We start from the raw sequence: 16,482 nt of genomic DNA on the forward strand, positions 1-16,482 counted from the left end.
ACATTTTTATTGTATTACCACAAACCTAAAATCAAACGGATTAAAGTCCTTTATTAACTCAGGAATGAGTTCTTCTCCTTTCATCAAATAGAAATCTGTGAAGTTAGCAAAACGCTCCTGTAAGGCTCCGTTAGGGAAGAGTTCATTTTGTAAAAAAATAGTCTGTTCCAATTCCTCTGCAAACTTTCTTTTCTGGGCTTTTAAGAGGCGTTTTTCCAGTTTGTCTAACCCTTTCAGCTGTTTTACTTCTTGTGCTTTTACAGCGTTCTCAAAAGTAACATCAGTGTGTTTAGCTAACTCATATAAATGCTCAAACTGCCTGTGTAGTAATTCTTTTTCAGGAGTAAAATCTATAGGAATTTCGCTTAACTGTCTTACTTTCTTGTTTTTTAAATCTTCTGGTTTTAGAAATAAGTCTTCTACTGAAAGTTGTAGTTTTTGTAGTTTTTCGGCTTGTCTTTGCGAAATAAGCATTGCTGAATTGCGCAACATTAGTATTGGGAAGAGTACTTTCTCCTTATTGAAAAAGCTTTTTAATTCGAGCCAATAGGCTATTTCACCGCCTCCACCAATATATGCCAAATTGGGTAATATTACCTCTTGATATAAAGGTCGTAAGATTACATTGGGCGAGAATCGTTCTGGATAGGTGCGTAGTTCCTCTAAAATCCCCTCCTCAGAAAAACGAATATCCGTACCGTGTACCTCAAAGCCGTCCGCAGTGCGCACAAGGCGATGTCGTCCTCCTTCTGTAAGATAAAACATATTCACCTCACGAGGGTTCACTTGCACGGGATAAGAGCTATTTACAGTCTGTAAAGCCTTAATACTTTTAGTAACCTCAGTATGTGCCACACTATGCAGTAAATCATTGCTTATGTAAGGGATAAATTGCCTTTTTAGGGCTTTATCGTTGCCATCTATTACTACAACTCCGTATGCTTCAAAGAGAGCATTTACTAAGTAACGAGTAGCAGAGGCTAAATCTTTATTTTTTAGATAACTATCGTGGAAGAGTGTGCGCAAAGTATTAGCATTTTTGCCTAGACCTATGGCTTTGTCAAAAGTCTGAAACACCGCTTCAAGTGTGTCAGTAGCAAAGTTGCCTGTGGCTCCTGTTTGGTCGCTATTCCAGCAAATTGTGCGATTGTTGAAGTGAAAGTGGTTAATCTCCTCAAAATCGTGGTCTTCTGTAGCCATCCAATATACAGGTACAAAGTGCTTATCAGGGTACTTTTCGGCGAGCTGTTTAGCAGTATTAATTACCGAAATTATCTTGAAAATGAAGTAAAGATGTCCTGTAAAAAGACTTAATTGATGTCCCGTAGTGATGGTAAAAGTATTACTTTTGGATAAAAGTTCGATGTTTTTAAGTACTTTCGGAGTAGTTTTTACCTCAGCGTATTGTTCTTTTAAACTACTGACCAAAATATGGCGTTTCTCATCAGTAAAATCAAGAGCTTTTTCTTCTATTTGCTTTTTAAATTCTAACAATGAAGGGAAATTATGATAAAAAGGACGTAATTTTTTATTCTCACCTACATAATCAGTGATGAGTTTAGAGAAAAAACGAATATCTTGATAAGGAATATAAGCGGTAATCATACGCTTTTTAGTGTTTTATTATTCGTCGTCTAATGAAGAGTCATCAGGTATATCTAAATTGCTTACACTCATATCATCTTCTTCGTTATTCATAAAGTCATCATCTTCGTCGAAGTTTTCCATAGTGTCAGCTAAGCGGGTACTCACTTTCACTAAATATATAGTGTCATCAGTACGGACTTCCAAGGCATCAACTGTTTCATTTTTAGCATTCTTAAAACGAATCACATCTGCATCTGTATACCCTTCGGGGTATTTCTCTACCAACATTGAGAGAATCTCATTAGTTAGTTTGTTGTAGTCTACTATTACACGTTTCATATTAATATTACTTTTCACGGGGCGAAAGTAAGTTAATTTTTATAATTACAAAATAAAAAATCTACTTTTTTTTATTTTGTTGTATCTTTGTCCCGCAATAAAGCCCATTTTTTCTAAGAAAATAAAATTATGAGTATGCAATTATTTTTCCATTCCAGCCTTCATTCAAGTAGCACAAATTGCTTTTTTGATAAGGAAGAAAGCCAACATATAGTAAAAGTACTGCGCAAAAAAGCAGGCGATATACTCCATATTACCAATGGTAAAGGACTTCTTTTTGAAGCAAAATTAGACTTCGCTACACCTAAACAATGTGAGGTGTCTATACTGAAATGTACTCCTCAGCTTCCCCGTCCTTACTACTTACATTTGGTGGTAGCACCTACCAAGATGAATGAACGTTATGAGTGGTTTTTGGAGAAAGCCACCGAAATAGGCGTTGATGAAATTACTCCTATTATCTGTGAACATTCTGAGCGTACCACTATCAAAGTAGAACGTTTTGAAAAGTTACTCCTTTCAGCAATGAAACAATCGTTGCAATGCTATTTGCCTAAACTGAATGCGCCTATTGCATCAGCTCAGTTTTTCAAAACGATGCTGACAGATAGTTCAGCTAAATATATAGCTCACTGTCAAAAAAATGAAAAGCACTTACTCTCTCGCACACTCAAGCCCTTTCCTGAGCGTATTACCGTGCTTATAGGTCCTGAAGGCGATTTCTCTACTAATGAGATAAACACCGCTTTGCAACAAGCATTTGTGCCTATCTCATTAGGAGATACTCGCTTACGCACCGAAACAGCAGCCATAGTAGCCTGTCATACCGTTGCGGTAATAAATGAACTGACTAACATTAGTTCAACTTAATATCATCTTAGGTCTGTCATTCCTTCGTCTTTTGTTCGTCATTCCTTCGTCTTTTGTTCGTCTTTTGTTCGTCATTCCTTCGTCTTTTGTTCGTCATTCCTTCGTCTTTTGTTCGTCATTCCTTCGTTCGTTTTTTTCCTATCTGCCTATGCGTCTCGCTCTATCTGCCTGTCGTGCTACGACCTCGCACCGTCTAAGAGATAAGTAAAAAATAAGATGAATTATAGTTATACTTCGTGTTCGCCTTTGATGTCTCTGTGCTCGTAATCGGCAATCATCAGTTTTTCGTAATCAGTCTTAGTACCTTTACCGAAACGTCTGCCAATATTGTCAAAAATAAGGTATACCAAAGGCACTACAATAAGTGTTAAGAACAATGAGGAAATAAGTCCACCTATAATTACAATCGCCAAACCATTGTTCACTTCGGCACCTGCTCCATTGGCAATAGCAAGCGGAATCATACCTGCTACCATTGCGATAGTCGTCATCAAGATAGGGCGTAAACGGGCGTGGTTTGCTTGTATTAATGCAGTTACAGTATCTTCCCCTTCTTGCTTGCGGTGGTTAGCGAAGTCTACTAACATAATTGCGTTCTTAGCAACCAACCCGATAAGCATAATGATACCTAAAAGAGTAAAGATATTAAGTGACATATTGGCTAATGCCAAAGCTACTAAAGCTCCAATGAACGAAAGCGGTATAGAGAACAATACCACAAAAGGTCGTGAAAAACTGTCGTATAACACTACCATTACCATATAAACTAAGAGAATAGCTGCAAAGAGCGATATAAACAAGGTGCCGAACCCTTCGTCTTGCATCTCTTGGTCACCTGTAAACACAAAGTGTACGTTAGCAGGTTTTTCTAATTGGTCTATCTTAGTTTTCCATTCTGAAACTATAGTACCTGTAGGACGACCTACCGATTGAGCTTTTACGGTTACCGAAGGCGATTTGTCATAACGTTCTAGCTGTGTAGGTCCTGAAGCATAAACAATATTAGCAAATTGTGATAGTTTTACCTGTTGTCCCACCGAGTTGATAAACATCATATTTTCTATATCGTCTATAGACTGACGGCTACCTTCTTCAAACACTATATTAATATTGTATTCTGAATCTCCTGTACGGAACTTACTGTCGTCATTACCATTAAAAGCGGTTCGCATCGTTCCCCCTACAGTAGCAATATTAAGTCCTAACATTGCCATCTTATCGCGGTCTATCTGCACATTTATTTCAGGATTACCAGATTCTGAGGAAAGCTTAATTTCAGTAGCACCTTCAACAGTTTTAAGAAGCTCAGCTGTTTTTTCAGCGTACTGTTGGGCTACTTCCACATTGTCAGAAGTAACAACCAAAGCAATTGGTGCTTGTTCAGCTCCCATCAATCCTACCGGTACAGTCTTCACTTTAGCATCTACTAAATACTGACTCAGTTCACGTTTCAGCTTTGCCGCAATTACGTTAGTCGATTCATTACGCTCTTTCTTATCGATAATAGTAAGCTGTATTTCCGATTTGTAAGGGGTTGCTTGTGAAGCTCCCATACCACTGGTAGACTGTCCTACAGTAGTAATCATACTCTCTACCAAAGGTTTATTGGTACCCTCTACTTTTAAGCTACGAAGATAATTTTCAGCTTTTTGGGTCATAAAGTTAGTCTGCTCTAAGGAAGCATCTTTATTCAATTCAAACTGCACTAAAAACTTTCCTCTATCCATATTAGGCATAAACTCAGATCCGATAAATCCAGTAGGAATCAATGAACAAGAACCTACAAAAAGGAAAAATACCAAAATAATAGTTTTCCATTTATTGGCAAATACCCATACCAATAAGTCAGAGAAGAACTGTGTAAAGCGTTTGAGGTATCCTTCAAAGCCTATGGTTAGTTTTCCTAAAAATGAATTGGGATTTGCGTGCTCTAATTTTCCAAACCTAGAGTACAACCAAGGAACTACTGTAAAAGACATCAATAATGAAAGCATTGTAGCAATAGCTACAGTCAAACAAAACTCACGCAATACTTTTACTACAATAGCATTACCTAATGAAATAGGAACGAACACTACCACAATTACTAAGGTAATTGCCATTACAGTAAGCACAATTTCCTTAGAGCCATCAAAAGCAGCACGCACTTTATTCTTACCCATCTCCATATGGCGGTGAATGTTTTCTAATACTACAATAGCATCGTCCACCAAGATACCTACCACCATCGAAAGGGCAACAAGGCTCATCAAGTTCAGTGTAAAACCAAAGAAATACATACCTATAAAAGTAGCGATGAGAGAAGTAGGTATAGATACCATTACAATAATAGCATTACGTAGGCTGTGAAGGAAGAAGAACATCACTACTGCTACCAATACAATTGCCAATATCAAATCGGACATTACGGAGTTGGCTGCTTCTAAGGTAAACTCACTGGTATCTTCTGCCAATAGCATCTTTACACCTTCATTTTTATACGTTTGTTCTATTTGAGCCATTTTTTTGCGCACCAACTCACTCACCGATACTGCATTGGCATCGGTTTGTTTCAATACTTGTAACAAGAGAGTATTTTCTTGGTCTATACGCGCTATTTTGGTAGCTTCTTCTTCGGTGTCTTGTACATCAGCTACATCCGAAAGTCGTATCTCTACTCCATTCTGTGAAGCAAGTATAAGGTTGCGCAATTGTTCTACATCTTGTAATTTACCAAGCAAACGTATAGAAGTGCTATTCTCACGAGTTTTAATTTTACCCGCAGGAATTTCCATATTCGAAGCTGCAATCAATTGTTGTACTTGAGCAATAGAAAGACCATAACCTTCTAACTTCTTAGCATCAATGCTCACGCGTATTTCGCGTTTGCGACCACCTATTATATTCACTTGTGCTACTCCTGGAACACGTGATAACTCTGGCTGTATTTTTTTATCTACCAAATCGTACAATTCTTGTGCCGATAGGTTAGAGGTAACCCCTATGGACACAATAGGCAAATCGGAAAGAGAGAATTTACTCAATGATGGCTCTTTAGCATCATCGGGCAAATCAGCTCTTATTGCATTAATTTTGCGCTGTGCCTCATTAAGGGTGTTATCTACATTCGCATCGTTAGTAAGTTGTACTACTACCACCGAAAGGCTTTCATACGAATATGATTGTATCTTTTTGATATTTTCCAAAGCCGAAACGGCATCCTCAATTTTCTTTGTCACGGTGCTCTCAATCTCCGAAGGAGAGGCTCCCGCATACACAGTAGAGATTGTAACTACATTCACTTCAAACTTAGGAATGAGCTCGTAGTTCAATAACTTATACGAATAGAAGCCACCAAGTAGCAACAACAAGAGCATCACAATAAGTACACTGGGACGCTTAATAGAAAGTTTAATTAAATCCATCTTTTGTTTGTTCTAAATCGGGGGCAAAGGTACGATAAAAAACTTAATAAACAAAAAAAGTTTCCATATTTTTGGAAACTTTTATTATGAGTAAGTAATTGAATAATTTGTGAGACTTACTGTTTTGGGGGATATTTTTCTAATATTTTATTTACAAAGTTATTAATAGCTTCTTCTTTGCGTTCCGTTGTTTGAGGTAGCTTACCTATACCTTTACCTTGCCAAATAAGTTCGCGTTTATGAGCGTCTATAATTTCAATATAAAGAGAACCTTCTGTACTTCGAGCTACATTATAGGTTGCGCCTCCCCAAAAAGGCCCCCAACCCATTCCCCAGCCCCAATAGTATGGAGAATTGTTATATACATCTACATTTTCTTGTTCACGTGTAAAGATATTTACTAAAACGTCTGGTTTTTCAGAAAGTGTTATTCCTTTAGAAATTAAATTACGCTCAATAGCTCGTAAGATACGTTTCTTATCTAAATCTGAGATAGGAACTTTATCAATACCTTCTTTAAAGAAAGCAAATGATTTGTATGCAGAAAAATCGGCCTGTTGGTCATAATCTGTAGCTACATATACACTAGCACAAGAACTAAGAACAACAGCCATAATTAGGAGTATAAAAAAAGTTGTTTTTTTCATATCATAAGTTATTTAAAAGGTTATAAATTCTTGTTTTATAAGCACAAAATCTATACCGTTTTATATTTTTCTATCCATTAATTGTAGGGCAAAAGTTTTGAGATATTCTCGTTTATCATCTCCTATAGTTATTTTCTCTAATATCATAAGAGCTTTTTGAGTATAATTTTCTATCAGCTGGCGAACTGCTTTATCTGCATTTGTTATCTGAAAAATCTCTCTTACTCTTGCTATTTTATTATCAACTTCATTTAAAGCATATGCTCTCAATAGTTCTTCACGTTGTTTTTCATTGCTTAGTGCTAAAGATTTTAAATAGAGTATAGTTTTCTTATTCTCTATAATATCACCTCCTATTTTTTTACCAAATGAAGCATCTCCAAAAGTATCCAAATAATCATCTTGTAACTGAAAAGCTATTCCTAAATTTAAACCGAAATTATACATATTTATTTGGTTTTCCTTAGTGGTTTCAGAGATAATACTACCCATTTGTAAAGCAGCTCCTATAAGAACTGAAGTTTTATAAGAAATCATTTGCATATATGCCTCAATACTTACCTCTTGTAGCTTTTCAAAATCCATATCCATTTGCTGTCCTTCACATACTTTAAGGGCTGTTTCACTTAATGTTTTTACTAATTCTTGAAATATTTTTGAAGGATAATCCTCTAATAATTTATAGGCAATGATAAGCATAGCATCTCCTGAAAGTATACCTACATTTGTATCCCATTTTTTATGTACAGTAAACTTGCCACGTCTTAGAGAAGCATTATCCATAATATCGTCGTGGATAAGTGAAAAGTTGTGAAAAACCTCTATGGTAGTAGCTGCATTAAGTGCTTTGTGATAGTCTTTACCAAAAATATTGGTTGCAATAAGGGTAAGTATAGGGCGAATACGCTTTCCCCCTAAGTTAAGAATGTACTGAATAGGTTCATAGAGGTGAATAGGCTCTTTGGGAGTAAAAATTTTTTCTATATGCTGTAAAAAAGCTGTTTTATACTCTTCAATGGGAAGCATAATAATTTATTATTAGTTTAGAAAGTTAATACTTGTCTGTTTTTTATCCTTTTCTTAAAAGCTCTATTGCGTGATTACGAGCTGATTCACCACTATTTTTTCCTTCAAGCATTTCTGAGAGTTCTGAAATGCGTTCCTGTTCGGTGAGCATTTTAAGATGGGTAGTTGTCTTACCTGTTATATCTTCTTTAAACACTTTAAAATGATAAGCACCTTTAGCAGCTATCTGCGGTAAATGGGTAATAGCAAATACCTGTCTGTTTTTGCTCATTTGTTTCATTATATCACCCATTTTTTGAGAAATTTCACCTGATACTCCTGTGTCAATTTCGTCGAACATAATAGTAGGGAGCGCTGTATGTGCTGCCATTATAGCTTTTACAGCTAACATTATACGTGATAATTCTCCTCCTGAAGCTACTTTCTTTAATGGTCCAAAATCTCCTCCTTTATTGGCAGAAAATAAAAATGAAAGCTCATCATTTCCGTTATTAAAAAAATGTGAAGTAGGTGTTAGCTTGATATCAAAACGCCCATTAGGCATTCCTAATTCGTGCATAAAGCTCTCTAATTGTTTAGTGAGAGTAGGAATTACTTTTTCACGAGTTTTGTGCAACTCAGTTGCTTTTTTAGAAGTTTCTGCTTGATGTTTTGCAACTAACTCTTGTTGTTCTTTAAGATCGAAATCTGCACTTTCAGTTTTAGAAACAGCCTTCTCTAAACGCTCTTGAATACTCATCAACTCTTCAACAGTTGTTACTTTGTGCTTTTGCTGAAGTGAGTAGATTTTATTGAGTTGCTTAGATATTTCCTCTAAATTTTCTGGGTCTGTTTCTATGTTTTCATCAATCTCAGCTACATCTCTACCCAAATCTTCTAAATCTAAGAAAGCTGAGTCAATGCGTTCGTACAATTCGCGGTATTGCTGTTTATATTCTGTAAGATTTGAAAAAGCGCGACGCAGTTCACGCAAATTATTCAAGATACCTATGTCCTCATCGTTGAGCAAATATAAACTTTCAGCTACACTTTCTTTTATCTCTTCGATGTTAGAGGCTTCTTCATAGCTTTCTTCCAATTCCTCCAAAATGCCTTCTTCTAAAGTAACCGATTTCAGTTCTTTGAGTTGGTGCAGATTGTAATCATATTCTTTATTAGCTGTCTGTTGGAAATCTATGAGCTCTTGTAGTTTTTTTTGTTCGTTTTTAAGTAGTACTAAAAGGCGTTGGTATTCCTCTAACAAAGATTTATTTTCAGCCATCGCATCTATAATTTCAAACTGAAAAGCTGTGTCACTTAAAGAAAGCGTCTGATGCTGAGAATGAATATCTACGAGTACTTCGCCTAAACGTGAAAGCACGTCTAATGTTACAGGAGAATCATTCACGAAAGCTCGAGATTTTCCCGAAGGAAGAATTTCACGACGTATAATAGTTTGAGGGTCATAATCTATTTCTAGCTCATTGAAGAGAGATTGAAATTCATAATTTTGTAAAGAAAATTCGGCTTCAATTACACATTTTTCATCTTTATTCCTCAAAGCAGACATATCGGCACGTTTCCCCAATACTAAGGAAAGAGCGTCAAGCATTATAGATTTTCCTGAACCTGTTTCGCCTGTGATAATAATAAAGCCTTTAGGGAAGTCAACTTTTAGGTCATCAATTAATGCATAATTTTTTATAGATAGAGTGTTGAGCATATTCCTTATTTTATTTCATTCCACTTAGTTACTTGGGTGGGAGCTAATTTCATTAAGGCTTCTTTTAGCATTTTGGTATTAAAAATCATTCCACCTGAGTAAATAGAGGCAATTTCATCAGTTTTTGCATTAAAGAACAATATCATTGCATAGGAGCTCAATCGTAGGCTTGGTATTTTTTCAAGTAAAATAATAGCATTCTGGATAGCTTCTTTACTGCCTTTTTCATCGGTACTCATTGTGTCTAAGCCCAAACGATGGTATTGGTATAAAGCTTTGTGATAATCAGTGTAATTTTCTGAAATGAGCTCATTTATTAGCAAGAATCGGTTGTTTTTACCATTATCAGCCCAACCTGTATAACTACTATTTTGTGCTATATTAGCAATTTGTTGTGCCTTTAAGAAATAAGGTCTCCCAGCATTTTCAGCAAACGTATCGGCATCGAACCCTAATAGCAAATAGGCATAGTAAGCTATTACCGAAGTGAGGTTCGACTCAAAGGCATTTTCATTGAAAGTAAGAGGAGCAAACTCTTGATAGTCAAAAGCTACTTCTTTATCTTGCAAGTTAAATACAGGAGATTGATAAGCTGAATTGTATACAGGACGAGAAGATTGCACCAAAAGACTTGCTTCATAATGCGAATTTTCAAACTTATTAATCACCAGAGTAAAACTACAACGGATACGTTCGTTTTCGCGCACTTTTAAATCTGTCCAACGGGTTTGATTGATAAATTCTTGTAAAGATTTTTCTAAGGTCTTAAAGACTGAGCGATTACTTAAATTTACCTGTTGTGTATTGACCGTTACCACGGCATTTAACTCTTGTGAGAAAGAAAATGAGCTGGCAATTAGGGCTAAAAAAAGTATTATTTTTTTCATAATGATATGTGATATGTGTCATAGGTTAATTATTTTTCTATCTCCCCAATCTAATTAATATGGTATCTCTTCCATAATTTCAAGACCGTAGCCTGACATTCCTACGTAATTAGACGCATTTTTAGAGTTGGTAAGCAATCGAAGTTTCCTAATACCTAAATCGTTGAGTATTTGAGCTCCCATCCCAATATCTTTGGTATCTTTACCTACTTGAGGAAGAGGGTGCCCTGTTTGGTGTTCTTTGATTTCAGTAATGTGCTGTAATAACGTTTTCGAATAACCTTCTTTATTAATTACTATCACAGCTCCTTTGCCTTCCTCATTAATTTTTCTGAAAATGCGCTCAAGAGGGTTGTCCTTATCTCCTGCTATAACTTCCAGAATATCATTGCTGATAAACGATGAATGAACGCGCGTAAGCACAGGTTCATCTGCTTTCCAATTGCCTTGTGTAAAGGCTAAGTGTATTTGCTTGTTAGTAGTTTGTTCATAAGCGCGCAAGCGGAATTCTCCATAAGGAGTTTGCAACAAGAAATCTTCTTTCTTTATCACAAGTGTGTCTTTGCGCATACGATAGGCAATAAGGTCTTCAATAGAAATGATTTTAAGGTCGAATTTCTTAGCTACTTCCACCAACTGAGGTAATCGTGCCATCGTACCATCTTCATTTAAGATTTCTACTAAAATACCCGCAGGTTTTAGTCCCGCAATACGAGTGAGGTCAATAGCTGCTTCTGTGTGCCCTGTACGGCGAAGCACTCCGCCTTCTTTGGCGCGTAAAGGGAATATATGTCCAGGACGCCCTAAGTCGAAAGGAGTGGTCTTTGGGTCTACTAATGCTTGAATAGTTTTAGCTCGGTCGAAAGCTGAAATACCGGTAGTACAACCCTGACCTTTCAAATCTACTGAAACAGTAAACTGAGTTTCGTGTAGTACGGTGTTGTTTTGCACCATCATCGGAAGGTCAAGCTCTGCACAACGTTTTTCAGTAAGAGGAGCACAGACTAACCCGCGACCATTGGTAATCATAAAATTAATCATCTCAGGAGTTACCTTTTCAGCAGCAGCAATAAAATCGCCTTCATTTTCGCGGTTTTCATCATCTACTACTATAACGACCTTTCCTTTTTTTATGTCTTCAACAGCTTCTTCAATGCTGTTTAGTTTAATATTGTTCATCTTTATCAATTGATTTTATACAAAATGAACACGAGTGCATTACTCGTGTTAAAATTATAAATAGTTATTAATCTTCGTTCAACTTAAAAATTAACTGTAATACGAGCGATTTTGGCACTTTCCTCAATATCTCCTTCTGAGATATTATCGGTAAGGTCAAAAGCTGTTTTAAGAGCCGATTTGTCGAAAGTAAAGTAGTAATTCTTTCCTTTTGGAGTAACCATTACGCTACTGATAGAGGGCTCAATTTCTAAATCGGGATATTTTTTCTTTACATCTTTAAAAGTACTCTGTAACGAAATCCCTTTTTCGGTAGCGTATTTATCGCACAATATCAATACACTTTCTACTATTTTGTCCCCCTTATCATTGGTAGTGGGAGTAATTTCAAGAAGCTCTTTACCTTCTTTGTCTAAAATAGTAATGCGCTCAGCACTTGCATAACGCAACTCTCCTTCCATAGTCGAGTTTACTATGGAGTCCTTAGCAAAGATAGAATCTAACTTTTGTATGGGGGTGTCTTTTTGGAGGACTCCTACACTGTTATTAGTGATGAGGAACTCATTCTTTTTATTGTTACACGCCACAATAGTTAAAAGAACAGTAATGATGATAAAGTATTTTTTCATTATTTCTTGATGATTTTATTTAATATTCCTAAAACTCCTCTTACGAACGAAGCACTTGTAACCATTTTTATCAAAGGATTAGTACCCGAACGCTTAGTAGTGGTTTTTTGTGTACTGGGCTTAGGAGCAGAAGCTTTTTCGGCTTCCTTAGCTTCTTTTTGCTTCTCTTCCTCTTTTCGCACGTCCTCTATTTTCTTATTCAAGATTTCATAAGCGCTTTCACGGTCGATAACTTCGTTGTATTTGCGCACTAACTCCGAACGCCCTACCAACGCTTCAATTTCACTATCACTAAGGATATCCATTCTACTCATCGGTGCGCGCATCATTGTGTCTACCAATGGGGTAGGTATTCCTTTTTCGTTCAGTACTGTTACCAGTGCTTCTCCTGTTCCTAAGGAAGTAAGCGTATCGGTAGTGTCGTAAAATTCTGATGAAGGATAGTTCTCCGCAATCAACTTAATGGCTTTACGGTCTTTAGCGGTGAAAGCACGCAGAGCGTGTTGTACCTTCATACCCAGCTGAGAGAGTATCGCATCGGGGATATCGGTAGGGTTTTGAGTGCAGAAAATAAGTCCCACACCTTTTGAACGTATGAGCTTTACAATGTTCTCTAATTGGTTGAGAAGCGTTTTGGAAGCTTCATTGAAAATAAGGTGCGCTTCGTCGATAAAGATAACCAACTTAGGTTTCGACATATCGCCTTCTTCGGGGAAAGTAGTGTAAATTTCAGCCAAAAGACTCAACATAAAGGTCGAGAACATCTTAGGACGGTCTTGAATGTCCGTAAGGCGAATGATGTTTACATAACCTTCGCCCTGAGCATTGGTTCTCATTAAGTCAGCTGGTTCAAAACTGCGCTCGCCGAAGAAAAGTTCAGCACCTTGATGCTCTAATTCCACAATTTTACGCAAGATAGCACTTGTTGAGGACTTAGAAACCGCTCCGTACTCTTTCTCGAAGTCGGTCTTTCCTTCATCAGTGGCATATTGAAGTATTTTCTTTAAATCTTTCAGGTCTAACAAGGGTAGTGCGTGGTCATCGCAGTATTTAAAAACCACTGCCAAAACACCTTCTTGTACATCACTTAGGTCTAAGATACGTGAAAGTAACACAGAGCCAAATTCTGATACAGTAGCACGCATACGCACACCCTTTTGCTCCGAAATGGTCAGTAGTTCGGTGGGGAATGCCTGTGGTTGAAAGTCTAAGCCTATCTTACCTAAACGCTCTAAGATAAAAGGTTTTACTTCACCAGATTCAGCAATACCACTGAGGTCACCTTTCAAGTCCATTAGCAATACAGGAACACCTTTTTTAGAAAGGTTTTCGGCGATAACTTGCAGAGTTTTAGTTTTACCTGTACCCGTAGCTCCTGCGATAAGCCCGTGGCGGTTAAGTGTTTTTAAAGGTAAATTTACCAATACGTTTTCAATAGGTTGCCCTTCGTAGATAGCCCCTCCTAAGGTAATGTAATCACCTTTAAAGGAGTATCCGGCGAGCATTGTTTCTTTAAAAGAATCTATTTTAGCCATTTGTTATTAGTTTTAAGCTGTTAGTAGTGTTTTACTTATTCGATAGGTAGTTGGCATTTTCAAGGCACAAAGGTAGAAAAAAAAGTTGAAAAGCCAAAATTTATTAGGTAACAAATTTATTTTTAGTGCAATAAAAGGGTTTGTTAATAACCTTATGAGATTTACAGACTAAGAGCAAATAACGGTCTTTCCTTTCGTTTTACATCGCTTTATTTCCCTCAAAACTACGGTTTTTCATTAACTCTTAACTCCTCATTTTTAATTATTTACATAGCTATTGTATACCAATCTTCCAAGATTCGTATAAGCTTCCTATAAGCTTCCTATAAGCTAAGTATACCCTCCTAATAACCTTTTTTCACCAAAATCCCCTTCAACCATCTTCCGAACCTCTCCGTTATCTTCCGTTTCTTCGTGACCCTATCACTAAGCCATCAATCTCCATTTGCTAATTTACTAATTTTTCACATTTGCTAATTCATTTTTTTTGCATACCTTTGCACTTGTAAGTAGACCGTAAGTTATGCAAATACCTAACACTTTTAACCTTAAAGTTCAAGCTGAAAAATATATTCCTATCCATAGCGAAAAGGAACTCATCAGTGCGTTACAAGAGTATCACAATCCATTTGTTTTAGGGGGTGGAAGCAATATGCTTCTCACTAAGAATATTACGCAACCTGTGTTTCACATTTTGCTTAAAGGCATTAGCACTGTAAAAGAAACTGATGAATACATATGGCTTAAAGCACAAGCTGGAGAGAATTGGCACCAATTTGTGCGTTATACCTTACAACAGGGCTATGGCGGACTTGAAAATCTTTCACTGATCTACGGCAATGTAGGTACCACTCCTGTACAGAACATAGGGGCTTATGGGGTGGAAATAAAAGATGTGATGGAGAGTTGTGAGACTATTGAGGTTCATACACTGCAAAAACGCATATTTACAAATGCAGAATGTGCTTTTGCTTATCGAGAATCTATTTTTAAGGGGAAAGAGAAGGGCAATTACATCATTACTTCGGTTACTTTTAAACTTACTAAAAAGAACCACCAATTGCATACGCAATACGGAGCTATTCAGCAAGTCCTTTCAGAGCGAGGAATTACTAAACCTACCCCCGAAGAGTTGTCCGATGCGATTATTACCATTCGCGAAAGTAAATTGCCTAACCCTAATGTTTTGGGTAATTGTGGCAGTTTCTTTAAAAACCCAATTATTCTAAAAACTGATTACGAAAAGCTACAACAGCAATATCCTGAAATTCCTTGTTATCCAGTGAATGAAACCGAAGTGAAAGTGCCAGCAGGTTGGCTTATAGATCGCTCAGGGCTCAAAGGTTATCGGAAAGGAGATGCAGGAGTGCACAAGCATCAAGCATTGGTATTGGTGAATTATGGTGAAGCTACGGGTGAGGAAATTTTAGCGGTGGCTAATTATGTAAAAGCTCAAGTGCAAGAAAAGTTTGGTATTGCCTTGGAGTTTGAAGTGAATATATTTTAATGGATATACTTTATTTACATACAACTCAATTCAACTCTTGATTCGCATTATTTCAATATCTTTATCTAAAAAAATAATTATTGATGAAAAAAGAATATCATAAAGAAAAATTACAAACTATTGTACTTTCTAATAAGGGAGGTATGGAAGTAACCGTACTTAATTTTGGTGGTGTGATTAGCTCTATTAAAGTGCCTATAAAGGCGAAAAAAGTAGAGTGTGTATTGGGATTCGACACGTTTGAAGAGTACGTAAGTGAGGCTTACCGCAAAGAGTATCCGTATCTTGGTGCGATTATAGGGCGTAATGCAGGGCGTATAAAGTATGGAAAAGCTATTATCGATGGCAAGGAAATACAATTGAACTGCAATTTAGGAGAAAATCAAATACACGGAGGCTCAGTAGGCTTTGATAGTGTCTTTTGGGACGTAGTGGCAGTAAATAGGGGAGATGATGATTCTTCAGTAACCTTACAATATGTTTCTAAAGATGGCGAAGAGGGTTACCCAGGTGAGGTAACGGTGCGTGTAACCTATACGCTTACTTCCGATAACCGTTTGCGCATTGATTATCACGGCACCACCGATGCACCTACTATTTTAAATCTCACTCAGCATACGTATTTTAACGTCAATGAAAGCAATACCGATGTGCTTAACAATACCTTACAAATAAAAGCCGATAAGTACGTACCGTTAGAAGAAGGGTTCTTTACTCCTACAGGTGAACGTCCTCCTGTGGCTGGCACACGTTTGGATTACCGAAAAGGGCAAAAGGTATATGCTCATACTGATAATTCGTTTGTACGTGAGATTCCCTCTGAGGAAGTAATGGCTACACTTACTAACGGAGAAGGTTCATTGGCAATGGAAGTGCGTACCAATCATCCTGTGTTGCATATCTATGCAGGATATTATTTGCCTGAGTTGCAACCACCTCATCGCAAAACTATAGGGCAAAGCAGAGGGATTTGTTTTGAAGCACAAGGTTATGCCGATGCTACAAAACATCCACAGTTCAATAATGTAGTGTTAAGACCTAAAGAAGAATACAATTTCTTTACTGAATTTAAGTTTATACACCTTTCGTAGAAGGAATATAAGATACATAGATAGAAGCATAAAAAAAGAGTCTGTACATCAGACTCTTTTTTATACTATTACCATTTAA

General features: G+C 36.9%; 13 protein-coding genes. 3 read left to right on the top strand and 10 right to left on the bottom strand.

The annotated features are described in order from the left end of the window. Positions 1–6: 6 nt before the first annotated feature. Positions 7–1,605 (bottom strand): bacillithiol biosynthesis cysteine-adding enzyme BshC, encoded by a 1,599-nt coding sequence (bshC, locus tag HMPREF1320_RS09285; RefSeq protein WP_009418354.1) that lies wholly within the window; start codon positions 1,603–1,605, stop codon positions 7–9. Positions 1,606–1,623: 18 nt separating this feature from the next. Continuing rightward, complete coding sequence (locus HMPREF1320_RS09290; protein WP_002671767.1) at positions 1,624–1,926, bottom strand: hypothetical protein; 303 nt, start codon at positions 1,924–1,926, stop codon at positions 1,624–1,626. Between the two features lie 129 nt (positions 1,927–2,055). Here HMPREF1320_RS09290 and HMPREF1320_RS09295 point away from each other — a divergent pair, with 129 nt between their 5' ends. Further along, a complete protein-coding gene (locus HMPREF1320_RS09295; RefSeq protein WP_034554470.1) occupies positions 2,056–2,796 on the top strand; it encodes a 16S rRNA (uracil(1498)-N(3))-methyltransferase in 741 nt (246 codons plus the stop codon). Positions 2,797–3,023: 227 nt separating this feature from the next. Here the strand turns inward: HMPREF1320_RS09295 and HMPREF1320_RS09300 are convergent, their stop codons facing one another. The 8 genes from HMPREF1320_RS09300 to HMPREF1320_RS09335 form a co-directional block, all read right to left on the bottom strand. Beyond that, positions 3,024–6,200, bottom strand: coding sequence for an efflux RND transporter permease subunit (locus tag HMPREF1320_RS09300; protein WP_009418413.1), 3,177 nt, complete (start codon positions 6,198–6,200; stop codon positions 3,024–3,026). A gap of 116 nt (positions 6,201–6,316) precedes the next feature. Continuing rightward, on the bottom strand, positions 6,317–6,847 hold the full coding sequence (locus tag HMPREF1320_RS09305; protein WP_009418281.1) for a DUF4136 domain-containing protein: 531 nt from the start codon (positions 6,845–6,847) through the stop codon (positions 6,317–6,319). Positions 6,848–6,907: 60 nt separating this feature from the next. Next, the gene (locus HMPREF1320_RS09310; protein ID WP_009418342.1) at positions 6,908–7,873 is read right to left on the bottom strand and encodes a polyprenyl synthetase family protein; all 966 of its coding nucleotides are present in this window, start codon (positions 7,871–7,873) and stop codon (positions 6,908–6,910) included. Between the two features lie 43 nt (positions 7,874–7,916). After that, positions 7,917–9,575: a DNA repair protein RecN gene (recN, locus tag HMPREF1320_RS09315; protein ID WP_009418455.1), complete on the bottom strand. Its 1,659-nt coding sequence runs from the start codon at positions 9,573–9,575 to the stop codon at positions 7,917–7,919. 5 nt (positions 9,576–9,580) lie between these two features. Further along, entirely contained in the window at positions 9,581–10,462 is an 882-nt protein-coding gene (locus HMPREF1320_RS09320; RefSeq protein ID WP_009418365.1) for a DUF4835 family protein, read from the bottom strand. A gap of 54 nt (positions 10,463–10,516) precedes the next feature. Continuing rightward, the gene (ribB, locus tag HMPREF1320_RS09325; RefSeq protein WP_009418395.1) at positions 10,517–11,641 is read right to left on the bottom strand and encodes a 3,4-dihydroxy-2-butanone-4-phosphate synthase; all 1,125 of its coding nucleotides are present in this window, start codon (positions 11,639–11,641) and stop codon (positions 10,517–10,519) included. A gap of 83 nt (positions 11,642–11,724) precedes the next feature. Next, the gene (locus tag HMPREF1320_RS09330; protein WP_009411807.1) at positions 11,725–12,270 is read right to left on the bottom strand and encodes a hypothetical protein; all 546 of its coding nucleotides are present in this window, start codon (positions 12,268–12,270) and stop codon (positions 11,725–11,727) included. Further along, positions 12,270–13,805, bottom strand: a complete 1,536-nt coding sequence (locus HMPREF1320_RS09335) for a helicase HerA-like domain-containing protein (protein ID WP_009418300.1) — start codon at positions 13,803–13,805, stop codon at positions 12,270–12,272. Before HMPREF1320_RS09335 ends, HMPREF1320_RS09330 begins: the two co-directional genes overlap by 1 nt. A 523-nt stretch (positions 13,806–14,328) precedes the next feature. Here HMPREF1320_RS09335 and murB point away from each other — a divergent pair. Then, positions 14,329–15,312, top strand: coding sequence for a UDP-N-acetylmuramate dehydrogenase (gene murB, locus HMPREF1320_RS09340; RefSeq protein WP_009418399.1), 984 nt, complete (start codon positions 14,329–14,331; stop codon positions 15,310–15,312). Positions 15,313–15,395: 83 nt separating this feature from the next. After that, positions 15,396–16,403 (top strand): aldose epimerase family protein, encoded by a 1,008-nt coding sequence (locus HMPREF1320_RS09345; protein ID WP_009418401.1) that lies wholly within the window; start codon positions 15,396–15,398, stop codon positions 16,401–16,403. The last annotated feature ends 79 nt before the right edge of the window (positions 16,404–16,482 follow it).

The sequence above is a fragment of the Capnocytophaga sp. oral taxon 335 str. F0486 genome (assembly GCF_000277665.1).
Lineage (GTDB): Bacteria > Bacteroidota > Bacteroidia > Flavobacteriales > Flavobacteriaceae > Capnocytophaga > Capnocytophaga ochracea.